Annotated in this window: 9 protein-coding genes and 5 pseudogenes; 10 read left to right on the top strand and 4 right to left on the bottom strand. The window is 34.0% G+C overall.

Going from position 1 to position 12,520, the window contains the following annotated elements; translation table 11 throughout:
• The first annotated feature begins 11 nt into the window (after nucleotides 1–11).
• The 5 genes and pseudogenes from NSQ08_RS27865 to NSQ08_RS27845 all read left to right on the top strand — a co-directional run bounded on the left by NSQ08_RS27865 (nucleotide 12) and on the right by NSQ08_RS27845 (nucleotide 3,230).
• The gene (locus tag NSQ08_RS27865; RefSeq protein WP_002187379.1) at nucleotides 12–404 is read left to right on the top strand and encodes a transporter; all 393 of its coding nucleotides are present in this window, start codon (nucleotides 12–14) and stop codon (nucleotides 402–404) included.
• Between the two features lie 53 nt (nucleotides 405–457).
• Nucleotides 458–952, top strand: a complete 495-nt coding sequence (locus NSQ08_RS27860; protein WP_016101017.1) for a hypothetical protein — start codon at nucleotides 458–460, stop codon at nucleotides 950–952.
• Nucleotides 953–975: 23 nt separating this feature from the next.
• A pseudogene (locus NSQ08_RS27855) lies at nucleotides 976–1,200 on the top strand (DDE-type integrase/transposase/recombinase); the annotation flags it as partial.
• A gap of 655 nt (nucleotides 1,201–1,855) precedes the next feature.
• A complete protein-coding gene (locus NSQ08_RS27850; protein ID WP_002013690.1) occupies nucleotides 1,856–2,290 on the top strand; it encodes a hypothetical protein in 435 nt (144 codons plus the stop codon).
• 238 nt (nucleotides 2,291–2,528) lie between these two features.
• Nucleotides 2,529–3,230 (top strand): YrrS family protein, encoded by a 702-nt coding sequence (locus tag NSQ08_RS27845; protein ID WP_002144178.1) that lies wholly within the window; start codon nucleotides 2,529–2,531, stop codon nucleotides 3,228–3,230.
• 119 nt (nucleotides 3,231–3,349) lie between these two features.
• On the opposite strand, the pseudogene NSQ08_RS27840 reads toward NSQ08_RS27845, so the two are convergent.
• From NSQ08_RS27840 to NSQ08_RS27830, 3 genes and pseudogenes are all read right to left on the bottom strand, one after another.
• Nucleotides 3,350–3,634 (bottom strand): annotated as a pseudogene (locus tag NSQ08_RS27840) (WXG100 family type VII secretion target); the annotation flags it as partial.
• Between the two features lie 165 nt (nucleotides 3,635–3,799).
• On the bottom strand, nucleotides 3,800–3,922 hold the full coding sequence (locus NSQ08_RS27835) for a hypothetical protein (RefSeq protein WP_258169583.1): 123 nt from the start codon (nucleotides 3,920–3,922) through the stop codon (nucleotides 3,800–3,802).
• 190 nt (nucleotides 3,923–4,112) lie between these two features.
• Nucleotides 4,113–4,753: pseudogene (locus NSQ08_RS27830) on the bottom strand (RNA-guided endonuclease TnpB family protein); the annotation flags it as partial.
• A 74-nt stretch (nucleotides 4,754–4,827) separates the two neighbouring features.
• Here NSQ08_RS27830 and NSQ08_RS27825 point away from each other — a divergent pair.
• The 3 genes and pseudogenes from NSQ08_RS27825 to NSQ08_RS27815 all read left to right on the top strand — a co-directional run bounded on the left by NSQ08_RS27825 (nucleotide 4,828) and on the right by NSQ08_RS27815 (nucleotide 7,579).
• Nucleotides 4,828–5,484 (top strand): annotated as a pseudogene (locus tag NSQ08_RS27825) (IS6 family transposase).
• Nucleotides 5,485–5,990: 506 nt separating this feature from the next.
• Complete coding sequence (locus tag NSQ08_RS27820) at nucleotides 5,991–6,431, top strand: hypothetical protein (protein ID WP_002144172.1); 441 nt, start codon at nucleotides 5,991–5,993, stop codon at nucleotides 6,429–6,431.
• 314 nt (nucleotides 6,432–6,745) lie between these two features.
• The gene (locus NSQ08_RS27815; protein WP_012259825.1) at nucleotides 6,746–7,579 is read left to right on the top strand and encodes a VanW family protein; all 834 of its coding nucleotides are present in this window, start codon (nucleotides 6,746–6,748) and stop codon (nucleotides 7,577–7,579) included.
• Between the two features lie 519 nt (nucleotides 7,580–8,098).
• Here NSQ08_RS27815 and NSQ08_RS27810 read toward each other — a convergent pair.
• Nucleotides 8,099–8,449 (bottom strand): VOC family protein, encoded by a 351-nt coding sequence (locus NSQ08_RS27810; protein WP_002144170.1) that lies wholly within the window; start codon nucleotides 8,447–8,449, stop codon nucleotides 8,099–8,101.
• Nucleotides 8,450–8,872: 423 nt separating this feature from the next.
• On the opposite strand from NSQ08_RS27810, the pseudogene NSQ08_RS27805 reads away from it, so the two are divergent.
• Both NSQ08_RS27805 and NSQ08_RS27800 read left to right on the top strand, forming a co-directional pair.
• Nucleotides 8,873–9,588: pseudogene (locus NSQ08_RS27805) on the top strand (IS6 family transposase).
• A gap of 214 nt (nucleotides 9,589–9,802) precedes the next feature.
• Nucleotides 9,803–11,968: a binary toxin-like calcium binding domain-containing protein gene (locus tag NSQ08_RS27800; protein ID WP_328069571.1), complete on the top strand. Its 2,166-nt coding sequence runs from the start codon at nucleotides 9,803–9,805 to the stop codon at nucleotides 11,966–11,968.
• The last annotated feature ends 552 nt before the right edge of the window (nucleotides 11,969–12,520 follow it).

Raw genomic sequence — 12,520 nt, 5'->3', positions numbered from 1 at the left:
GTGGTTTTTAAATGTATAATGATTCAATATATTTTCCTTATATAAATTATGATCAATGCTTCGATCGTCAATTCCCTGGTCCTCAGATTCCAGGTATACCTGGAATGCCAGGTTTTCCGGGTGTACCAAGTTTTCCAGGACAGCAAAGTTCACAAGCTCCAACATCTCCTCCCCCATCATTTATTCCTCAACAATCAACTGCTTCACCATTTGCTGTTGATCCAGGAGCAATTTCATTATGTTTATTTCGAAATACTTATATATGGCTTAGTAATGGTGAACAATTTTGGTATTTCCCAATTTTTGTAGGACCAAGGTCTGTTGCTGGTTTTAGATGGAACGGTAGGTTTTGGGTTATTTTTGGAATTGATACGAGAAGGATTATTTCATTTACATGTTTTTAAAAATTATAGAGTAACGATAGAGGTTTAATTATATAAACAAAAGAGGTATTTGAATGAAAAAATTTCAATCATTTGATGGTACAATAACTATGATTAACGATTTTGTCACAGGATTAAACGAAGAAATAGGATGTAATAAATTAATGTCCGTAGATAATGGTTATGGGAATCTAATAAATTTTGTAGTAAAACCAAATACGTATTTTATCGACTATGCAACGGTAGTAGTAGGAGATAAAGTAACTGGGTTTTACGATGCCAACGCTCCTGCTCCTCTTATTTTCCCACCACAATTTCAAGCGATTGTTATGGCAAAATATACACCGCATCAAAATGTAAAAGTAGACTATTTTAATGAACAGTTGGAGAGTAGTGATGGAAAATTAAAATTAAATATTTCTCCTTCTACTCAAATTTTATTAACAAATGGTCAATTCTTTACAGGTAATCTTGTAAATCGAAATTTAATAGCTATTTATAGTTTTACAACAATGAGTATACCAGCTCAAACTACACCATATAAAATCATTGTTTTGTGTCAAAAGTGATTTCTATTCTAAAGGGTCTCTCGGTTTATCAAACTACAATCCATTGTAGAATCAAAAATTTTAGCCATCTTATTGACCAGGATCATAGGCATGTCAAGAGACGTTTTGCTAAATCTGCAGGATTTCAAAATCTTCGTCATGCTTCACGTACGATAAAAGGTATCGAGACCATTCATGCCCTATATAAACAACGGCGAAGTCTTCAAAGAGACTCCGCCTTTTCAACGTACAATAGTATTCCTTTCTAAATATGAAGATAAAAGTATCATAAATACATCAATATCATGAAGATACAGGAACCTAATATGTAATATTGCATATTAATGAATTTATATGAGTATATATAACATGAAAATCACTATAACGAACATGCAGGTTTCCTTTTTTATTTGTTATTTTTATCAGTAAAGTAGACCACATATCAGCTTCAGATACTTGTTTTATGATACAAGTAATCAAACAAAAGGAGGGCCATACAACATAATTACACCATTATTAACAGGGCACTCTTTTAAGTACAGGAGATTATTAGCGGGTGGAGAAAATGTTGAAGATATACAGACAGATAAACATATTCCATATGAAAAAAATGAATTGCAGCAAACTCTAGAAAAGTACGATTCGAAGGAGTTTGAGTTATAAAAAGAAAATAGATAAATTGACAAGAGAAAAGCACTTTGTGTATATCACAGGTGTTTTTTATTTTCATTTTGATATAGGGCTTGAATTAAATTCCCATGTTTTTTTGCGGCCATCCAATACTACATATGTACATATTCATTATTGAAATTAGTAATAATAAAATGTATTATTGAAAAGCACTATTTATAATTCAAGTAATCAAGGCTATGTATCCATAATAATTTGAACATTCAGAAATTATAATATTATCATAAAAATGAGGTGAGGTTAATAGAAACAGTACATATTAAATGGTATGGATTGTATAGTTTAAATGATTTTTATAATAGAGAAGAAGCTTTTAAGAAGGGAATATTTGCAATCTCTAGAGTATATGCTAAGAATGAAACATTGATCTATATAGGAAAAACCAAAAGAAGCTTTATACAAAAGATAAGGGAACTTAATAAAGATTGGATTTTTGATGAAAGCGAATTAAAGATTACATTAGGAATAATAGAGTCTCCTAGTGGTGAAAGTTACTCTGAAAAAAAGGTAAAAGAGATAAAATCCCTTTTGATTTTACGACATACCCCAGTAGAAAACAACACATCTTTATTGTACCATAGAGGGCAGTTTAATTTGAAAATTATAAATAAGGGAAGAAGGGGCTTAATTGTTAAAAAGATTTCTACAGGAGATCTAATGTGGACGTAATTGGAATCACCTTTGAATAAAATTGAAGGTTTCTTACGAACAGATGCTTATCAATTTTTAATGTATTAAAATATTTTTGAATAACATATGTCAGATGCTTGAAACAACACAAATTTTATTATGATATGAAATCTTGTATGGGAATTGTAATTCATTTCCATTGTTTAATGAAAATATTAAGAATTATAAGGATAATGCATAAAGATTAGAAGAGAAAATAAACTCGGAGGTTTAAAAAATGGGACAAGGAAGCAGGTTTCAAGAAAAACAACAAAATCGTCGTAAAAAAGTGATTTTTAATATTGCATTTACTATGGTATTAGTGACAGTTGGTATAGTGACATACCAGTTGTTTTCCCCTTCTGATACATCAAAGAAAGCAATTGCTCAAGAAAAGAAAGCAACAAAGATAGAAGAGAAGAAACATAAAGAGAAAGAAGCAGCGCAGTTAGAAGAGAAGAAACGTGAAGTGAAAGAAGCAGCGCAGTTAGAAGAGAAGGAACGTGAGGAGAGAGAAGCAGCACTGTTAGAAGAGAAGAAACGTGAAGAGAGAGAAGCAGCACTGTTAGAAGAGAAACAAAAAGCAGAAAAAACGGTAAAAACGAGCGAAAATGAAAATAAAGAGGGAGAAAAAACGGCATCTCAAGAAAAGGGTTCTCAAACTAATCCTTCTTGGAAGCCAATTGGTACAGAGCAAGGAGCAAAACCTGCAATGCAATTTAAAGAAGGAACAGCAGATTGGAGTGAGATGAAAAAAGCAATTTCTTATGCTGTTGATGTTCCAGAGAGCCAATTGATTTTCGATTTTATTGGGAATAATGGTAATAATAAAGCCTACGGTAATGTACGGGATAAGCAAAGTAATAAAAAATATAAGGTTGATATTGATTGGGTAGAGAATCAGGGTTGGAAACCAGCATCTGTTCAAGTGGTAAAATAAATAAGGGAAATGTAAATGTTCCCCTCTCTCGTTGTGGGGGACTAAGCTATTATTGTCCAGATAAGATAAACCTGGTTCTATATGATGTTTGAAGTAATTATGTATTTAAAAGTTTGCTTTTGTGAAAGTTCAAAATCTTGATTATCCGCATTACGGAATTTTACGGCGATGCGTTTCAAATTTACTTATACTTGTACAAGTGAATTGATAGATGTAAAAGCTTTTGGTTTCGCATCATTGAACATTTGAATGAACTGTTGATTAGAGGCACCAATCCATTGAAAACACAAATGATCAATTTCATTACATAAATTATTATGTATAGATTCTAATGTGATTCTGGTATTACTTGCACGATTAGCAGCTTCTTCTAGCATTTCAGGTGTTACTTTGATTTGAATCATTTTTTTCAACCTTTCCCAATTAAAATTGTGGGACAGGAAGAAAAATATAAATATCTAATGTAGAGATAAATGTAGCCAATGTATATGTGAAATAACAAAAGAAACCGGCTCTGTAATTTAAGTCGGTTTTTCTTTATTTATTCCGTATTAAGCGGAATCACCTGGTCAAATCGGTTCAACTGGAGCAAATTGCCCATGAAGTACCGTATTCGCCTGCTGAATCACACCGGAAAAGTTAATGTCCCAGTTGTTTATGATTACTGGTGAGTAAGGTTCTTGTGGTATCACAAGGTTCTCTTTATCGAGCAATCAATCAGAGAAAATTCGAAGAAACACAGAGGTGACAAACTTCTGTGTTTTTATTTTGTGATTTATGACAGCAATCCTATCAATACTCCAAAAAAGCAGTAAATTGAACTACTCACCACTTAACGTCCTAACGGACTGTTTGAAGTGGGAGATTCCTAAGTACGGAAACCTAGCGGTAGGCTATCTCCATAGTCCCTACTGTTAAGAGACGAATCGCTTCGTTTCTAAGATTCAGTCCTGCGTAAATTTCTCTATCGTGATGTGTGCCACAAGAAGGACAATCCCATTCACGAAGATTTGGATTTTTAACGTCTTTATTTTGGTAACCACAATTTGAACATAGCTGACTAGAAGCAAATGTTTTTGAGACAACTACAACTTGCTTCCTGTACCATTTTGCTTTGTATTCCAACTTATTTCGAAATTGTGACCAAGATACTTCACTGATTGCTTTGGCAAGTTTCCCGTTTTTCAGCATATTGCTTACTTGTAGATTCTCAATATCAATTACTTCGTGGTTTTTGATGATTTCGGTAGAGATTTTATCCAAGTAATCTTTTCTTGCATTAGTAATATGTTCATGGACTCGTGCCACTTTCACACGTTATTTATTCCAGTTCGAAGAACCTTTCGCTCTTCTGGAAAGGATGCGTTGTGCTTCCGCTAATTTTTTTCTAATGTACGAAAGAATTTAGGTTTTTTGTATGTAGTTCCATTTGCAAGAATAGCAAAATCCTTTAATCCCATATCAATCCCAACAGAAGATCCTGTTTTCGGTAATTCTTTTACTTCGGTTCGGGTGCAAAAACTTTGAAGTAGATGAAAATGGTCTATCAAACTTGGAAATACTGATAGTACTACTCTATAAAAGGTGTGTAATCAGTATGGAAAAGGAGAATTTATTTAAGTGGAAACATTATCAGCCAGACATCATCTTGTTAACTATACGTTGGTACCTACGGTACAACTTAAGCTTTCGTGATTTGGTGGAAATGGTGGAGGAACGAGGGTTATTCCTGGCTCATACAACTATTATGCGATGGGTACATCAATATGGACCATGAATTCGACGTCATCTCAAACAAACGAATTCATGGAGAGTGGACGAAACATATATAAAAGTAAAAGGACAATGGATGTATTTATATCGTGCTGTTGATTCTGAAGGAAACACGATTGACTTTTATTTGAGTAAATCTAGAAATCATAAGGCTGCAAAGCGATTCTTCAAGAAAGCCTTGCGGTCTTTTCATGTCTCAAAGCTTCGTATCATCACGGTTGATAAGAACCCTGCTTATCCAATTGCTATCGAACAGTTGAAGAAAGAAAAAAGGATACCAATAGGCACCAAAATCCAAAGGATAAAATATTTAAATAACATAGTAGAATAAGATCATCGTTTTATTAAAAAATGTATACGCTCTATATTGAGTGGTGTTGAAGCCATGCATATGGTCAAAAAAGAACAAATTGATTTGCAGGACCAGTCTGTCCAAAATCAGAATATTTTTATCAACCAGGTGTTTGGATTAACTGCTTAACAGGTGATTCCGTTAGGAATCCTTGATTCTTTTTTATTTATCATCTTTTTGCACCAGAACCATAAAAATTCAGCATAAGTACTTATATTCAGGCCAAAATAATTGTTTACTTATGAAATAACTATGTGATTTTTCGGTTTTTTTTGTTGTGATACATTTATTTGATAATAATATACTTTAAAAAGTTTACTTGAGGAAAAGAGCTTTGAAGGGGACTTAATAAATGGGGAAGGAGCCAATTTTGTAGATTTAGGTGATCATTTTTTCGTATTCATCACTTCACGTTCTTTGAGGAGGGAGTCTTCTTGGCTAAAATGATAAAGAAGAAAAGTAAAGTAAAATGATCGTGGAGAATGAGAAAGTGCTAAGCGAATAATACTTCTTCATAATGATTAAAGAATGGATGTTAATATATACCGTTTTAAAGATATGAATCATTACATTAAAATCCTCTTAAAAAGAATGTATGATGGTAATGTAATACAAACAGCAAGGGGGAACTTAAAATGAATTTAAATAAATTAATAGTTAGTTGTGGAGTAATTTCAGCATTAACATTTGGCGTGTTAGGTAATAATGCTTATGCTGAAGAGGTACAAAAATCAAATGATGCAATCAATGTAATTGAACATGTTCCTACAGACCTATTATTAACTCAAACACTGGATTATACTGGAGAGGCTGTAACTTCTTTTGTATATAAGGGGAGTACAGATTTAAGCTTTTTTATAAAAAATAATGGTCAAAATAAAATGGGATATAGCGTAAAAGGTCCAAATAAGGAACCCATCGTTGGTGGTTATATAAAACCGGGTGAACAAAAAATTAATGTTACAAATGTGCGGAATGCTTTATCTCCATTACCGGTGGGAACATATAAAATTTACGTTTCAAATGATGATGGATCTACAGGACAATTCCAAGTTGCGGTAAACTCTTTGGATTAAATTTTTAAAAGCTGTTTTATAAAAAAACTACACCCTCCTCTAATTTTTAGGGCGCATCTAACCGTTGGAGGTGTAGTTAATCGTTTGATATTAAGTGGGTAAGGCTGCTTTTTATTGAATAAAATGGGCATTTCAAAGAAGTGGATTTAATTTTCGCTTACTAGGAGAGACTATAACGATTCGAGAATTATCCATAAAAGAAAAAACGAGCACTCTTATTCATAGCGAAAGGGTGCTCGTTTTCCTACTAATACACAGAAGGAGATATGCTTCCAACCACTTATAAATACGATAGAGAGAGGAGAGGAAATAAAATGAATATAGTGAACTTACGTCCTAAACAGCGTTCTAAGTATCGTATTATGCTAGGAACATGGTATTACTCTACAAAGAGGTACATCCAGTGGTTAGCAGACGGAAAAACATACGCAAAAACTTTACAACAAGAAAAGTTACCCTGTACAGCGATTCAGCACCGAACGATACTACTTCGTAAGCTCAAGGATGTAGATATGTGGTATCAACAGAATAAAGTTGTTAATTTAAAGATTGCCATTAAACAGCTAGATGGTATCGTCATTAGACCGGGAGAAACATTCTCTTACTGGCGTTTAATAGGTAAGCCTACTAGGAGAAAAGGGTATGTAGAAGGTATGATACTACACTATGGATCTTTTCAAGCAGGCATTGGAGGAGGGCTTTGTCAGCTTTCAAATTTAATATATTGGATGACCTTACATACACCACTGACAGTAACAGAGCGATATCGTCATAGCTTTGATGTCTTTCCTGATTCCAAGCGGACCCAGCCGTTTGGAAGCGGAGCGACTTGTTCCTATAACTATTTGGACTTACAAATTAAAAATGAAACGGACCAATCGTATCAACTTCACCTTTATATCACAGAGAAACATTTAGTTGGTGAATGGAGAACAGCCTATCCGCAGCTTTATCAATATGAAGTTTATGAAAAAGAACACTCAATCCAATCTGCATACTGGGGTGGTTATATACGACATAATGTTATTCAACGTAGAGTATATAGCCAACAGAAACAGTTTGTAGAAGATCAATATGTAACGGAGAATCACGCTATAATGATGTACGAACCATTATTAGCTTGTAATAACGAGGAAAGTGGAGATTAATATAGCACACCAGTAGTTTATCCGGTTCTGGAGCAAAAAATAATGTCATTGTGTACACTGAAATTATGCATAAAAAGTACGTCACTCTTTCCCGTTAATATAAAAGAATAGTAACGTGCTTTTAACTTTAAAAATAGCCTAAATGCTTAAGTTGATGGCGATGTGGCGGTACCCCTTATAGGCAAAACAAACTAATTTAATACAAACAATAGGGATCAATATCTTGAACTGCTAGGACACTTTTATTCTATAAGGGGCACGGCAAAGATTACTGCTTTTTGGGACCACCCGTCATTTTAGGTTAACAGAACTGGAATTCCGTTTACTTTTTGAGGTGATTTTAACAACATTTGTTTACAGAACACATATAAACGGTGATAAAAATAAGGTTAAGGAACATATTTAAAGGGCTTCTCTTTACATATTTCAACTCTATATACTTTTAAATCACGGTTTTATCATATCGTCTTAAAGGTTTTTATAAATGGCCCGAAAAAGAAAGAATTGTTGCCGTGGGACTCATCCGAACGATTCAGCGATTTCATGCACGTTACCAAACGGATCTACGAAAGCAGCATATCGCCCTTGAGTAGGTTTATCATGCAAAAATTGAATACCCTTTTCCTTCAGTTCCTTATAAGTTTGCTCAACAGATACGACCTCAAACACCAAAACTGTTCTAGCCTCGTTTGAATAATCTCCAATTTCTTTGGTCTTTTCACACTTAAAAGCTATAAGCTGACAGCCGTCAAGGGCAAATACAAGCTTATTTTCTTGCTCTAACAATGTTTTTAAACCCAGCAATTCAGAATAAAACCATCTCGCCTTTGTCATGTCATTGACGAAAATCATTATATGTCCTAGTTTCATAAGGCTATGCCGCCCCTTCACTTTTTTAAGGATACCATTTTTTATGGTTCATGCAGAATCTTTGCTAATGATTATTTGAAGTATTCGCGAATTGATTAACATATCCTGCCCGTTAGTTTAATAAATGGCGAAAAGTGAACGATTTAATTATAACGTGCTTGACCAATATTGTAACATTATGGAATGTGAATAAGGGAACCCGACATTCCTGGAAATTTCACGTGAATTATAATGGGATTCAGCCTAGATACGTGTAAAACTAGGTCATAGTAATACATTATTTAGCAAACGTTGTTTATCGGTGATATTCGTAACCAAAAAAATAGAGAGTGAGATTCATAAACTTGAGTATCACTTAGTTGAATTCTGGTGCAAAAAATCTCTTAAACTTGGCCATACTGATACTATCAATCTAGAAAAGGGATGGTGTTCAGTGTGAATAGGCAAAATTCGTTCAAATGGAAGCACTATCAGCCTGATATTATTTTGCTAACAGTAAGATGGTACCTACGGTGCAATCTAAGTTTTCGTGATTTAGTGGAAATGATGGAGGAGCGAGGTTTGTCCATTGCTCACACTACCATCATGCGATGGGTACATCAATATAGCCCTGAGTTAGACAAACGAGTTCGACGCTATTTAAAGAAAACCAAGGATTCTTGGAGAGGCGATGAGACATATGTAAAAGTCAAAGGGAAATGGATGTACTTGTATCGTGCTGTGGATTCTGAAGGAAATACCATCGATTTTTATCTGAGCAAGAATAGAAATGCTAAATCAGCCAAGCGCTTCTTGAAGAAAGCCTTGGCTTCCTGTCATTCCGTAACACCTCGAGTGATTACAGTCGATAAGAACCTAGCATATCCTGTTGCTATCAAAGCATTACATGAAGAAAAAAGCATGCCGATAGGTGTGAAGTTGAGGCAAATTCGGTATTTAAATAACATTGTGGAACAGGATCACCGCTTTATCAAGAAACGCATACGTACTATGTTAAGTTTAAAGTCCTTTCGGACTGCCAAATGGATTCTTGCTGGGATTGAAGCCATGCATATGATGAAAAAAGACAAACCTCTCAAGAGAAGTCTGTCCAAAATCAAGTGAACCTCATTCATCAACTATTCGGTATTCCAGCATAAAAGCGGATTCAGTTAGGAATCTCTTTACTTCTTTATATCTTCAAAAAATATTTGCACCAGAACCAGTAATAGATGTATGAAAGATTTTTTTTATACTTATGAAAGACTTTTGTAACACTTATGAGAGAGAAATGAAAGATATATTAGATATGATGAAGTTGTTCTTAATAGTAGGTGTTCTAACTTACCTAAAAATCAAGGAGGAAAAATAAAAATGAAGAAATTGAAGCCCGCACTTAGTGTATTAGGTAGTGTATCGATGGCACTGACCTTAGCATATCCTGCTTTAGCAGACATAAAACAGCCGAATGCAGGAAGCACAATTGAAATGTTCAAAGAGGATGCAAATGCAAAAGAAGGAAAAGATCTTATCTATGGAACTGATGGAAAAAAGGGAAAGATGTCTACTGAAAAAATTGAAATACAAAATAACGATTGGGATCAAGATGGTATTTCTAACGACTTAGAAATAAGAGGCTATAAAATTGAGTTCAATCGACAAACCGGGAAAAATGAAGCACAGGCATGGGATCCAGAGCGAGACAAAGATAAATTAAAATTTATTACAAATCCTATGAGCGCGAATTCGGATGGAGATCCTTTTACAGATGCATATGAAGTTCAGTATTATGGCAGTAACTCTGATACTGAGTTTAATCCAATGGTTGCAAATATACCGAATTTGCAAGTTGGTATAAAACGTATTGGGGTTACTCCTCTTGCGGCTATTACGGATTCAAACGGTGGGTCCATTGATAAAGGTTGGGAAAAAAGTGTATCGACACAACATTCGTTTGGTGTAGGAGCAGGTGTCGAAGGTGGTGTGGAAGGTTCCGCAGCCGGTCCTGTTCCTTCTGGGAAGGCCTCATTAAATGTAAGCTATGGATACTCGAAAACATCAACAGATACCGAAAGATATTCTTCTAATATAGATTGGTCTACCGCAAAAACTGTTGATTCAGCAAAAGCAGCAAAAGTGAGCTTACAGTTAGAATATAAAAATACAGGGACGGCGTCTGCTCAAAATGTTTCTCCTCATTTTAACATTCGTTTAGGGGACAAGATTATCAGTACAGTAAAGGCAACACAAGATCGTTATAAAGCAAATCAGTTAAGTACAGAAAAAGGTGGAAGAAATACAACAGAAGTATTGATAGACAGTGTAGATAATCAAGCAGATGTAAATATTTACTTGTCGTTAGATGAATTGAAAGCTGTTGAACAAGGTGCAATTCTTTCTGTTGAAGTACTACCTACGAGTACAATGGAATTGTATATTGAGAAAGATGGAGAATTTATGAATTTAGGAGATTCAGGAAAATTTGAATCTCGTGTAAATGCTTCGACTACAATACTAGAGACTGATATCGGGAACAAACCGAAGTTTAGAATGTATGCACCAGAAGGTGTTGGTAGTGATACAAATTTAACGTTTAACGAGGTTCTGAAGCATGTTAAAGTAGATTCTACAAAGATAAATGAATTTATAGATAATAGCAGAGGAGATCAAGTTATCGTTGCGAAAGAGAATCTAGAAAATGCTAAAAAATCTTATGTTTCGAAAGGCGCAAAAGTCGGTGTTTTCACAAAAATTCAGCAACCGGAATTGTCATATAGTGCTTATGATCCATTTACGAAAAAGTTTTATGCAGCAGTCGTACCTGGCTTATTCGGAGCGAGTAATGAAGTCTCTGTTTCTTTTGAAAATAAAAAATCCAAACAAACACAACAAGTAACATTATTGAGAAAAGGAAACGTATATGAGTCTAAAGAAGCTGTAAGTTTGAATGATTTCAATCCATCACAAAAAGTTACATTTGAAATCAATGATGCACAAAAGAAACTTCCGACACAAAAAATCTCTACAGTTGTTACGTATAATAAAGAATATGAAAATTATTTGACCCATCGATTCAGCGACGAACTTATTGTAGAAGGAACTCCTTATACTATGAAGGCTAGTGGAAATCCTGTGCTTAGTTATAAAGGAAATGATAAATGGCAATATCTTGCGTATGCTGGGAATTACACTCAACCAGTTAATGTAATTATTGAAAGAAAAGGGCAGCCTAAACCTGGACAACCAATCAAAAAAGGTGAAGATATACATATTAAAGTTCAAAATAGTGCTTATTCAGGCTATGAATATTTAAAACTTCAAAATGGTTATATCCATTTTGACCAAAAACAAAATGCAAGTACTTTTAAATTTAATCATATACATAGCCCAGGCAGCCTTGATTACCAGAGAGAATGGAACCTACAATCTGATGGTAACAATATAGGGTTAGATAAGGGTGGATCTGGTTATGTGACATATGGTAATGATGTGCATACTGGTTCGTCTTTAAATAGATGGAGTTTCGACAAAGCTAAGTAAAAGGGAACGGTTTTGTTGCAAAGTTATAAAAAACACCGGTAATAAACTGCACCTAAAAAGTTAGACATACGAATGTAGGTTGATTTTGAAATTGTCAATATTTACTGGACACTAATTTAGTTAAATATTGGTTTTGTTTCTGTAAAGTGGACATTTCTAAGAAGACGAAGCTATCAGTGTGTTTCGATATAGAATCGGGGCACACTGATTTGTTTTTTTCTAGGATTTTTTATTATTGTAGAACTATATATCGGAATGACTTTTTATCAGATTGTAACCTTTTATATATTATGTTGTATTTTTATATAATGAATATGCGGTTTATGATGCAGAGTATCGTCTTATATAGACCTTTTCAAGATACAATCTTATGATTATAGAGATTTTGGGAAACAGTTACATCATAAAGTAGATTCTGACAGGATAAATATATAATCTTCGTAAAAAATCCGATTTTAATTTTCTGTTTGTATGACTAGATAAATACCACGATTAAGATTATTTATCTAGTCATGTAAATAACTCAATGTTAAAATTATCATCTGGATTATA

Origin of the sequence: Bacillus sp. FSL E2-8887, from assembly GCF_038007205.1 — a bacterium.
In the GTDB taxonomy this organism is placed as follows: Bacteria; Bacillota; Bacilli; order Bacillales; family Bacillaceae_G; genus Bacillus_A; species Bacillus_A mycoides.
This window is presented reverse-complemented; position numbering and strand designations above follow the sequence as displayed.

Excerpts from the sequence above, each read along its gene's own strand:
- NSQ08_RS27800 (WP_328069571.1), top strand. The coding sequence starts at position 9,803 with ATGAAGAAATTGAAGCCCGCACTTAGTGTATTAGGTAGTGTATCGATG.
- NSQ08_RS27820 (WP_002144172.1), top strand. The coding sequence starts at position 5,991 with ATGAATTTAAATAAATTAATAGTTAGTTGTGGAGTAATTTCAGCATTA.
- NSQ08_RS27810 (WP_002144170.1), bottom strand. The coding sequence starts at position 8,449 with ATGAAACTAGGACATATAATGATTTTCGTCAATGACATGACAAAGGCG.
- NSQ08_RS27815 (WP_012259825.1), top strand. The coding sequence starts at position 6,746 with ATGAATATAGTGAACTTACGTCCTAAACAGCGTTCTAAGTATCGTATT.
- NSQ08_RS27845 (WP_002144178.1), top strand. The coding sequence starts at position 2,529 with ATGGGACAAGGAAGCAGGTTTCAAGAAAAACAACAAAATCGTCGTAAA.
- NSQ08_RS27865 (WP_002187379.1), top strand. The coding sequence starts at position 12 with ATGTATAATGATTCAATATATTTTCCTTATATAAATTATGATCAATGC.
- NSQ08_RS27860 (WP_016101017.1), top strand. The coding sequence starts at position 458 with ATGAAAAAATTTCAATCATTTGATGGTACAATAACTATGATTAACGAT.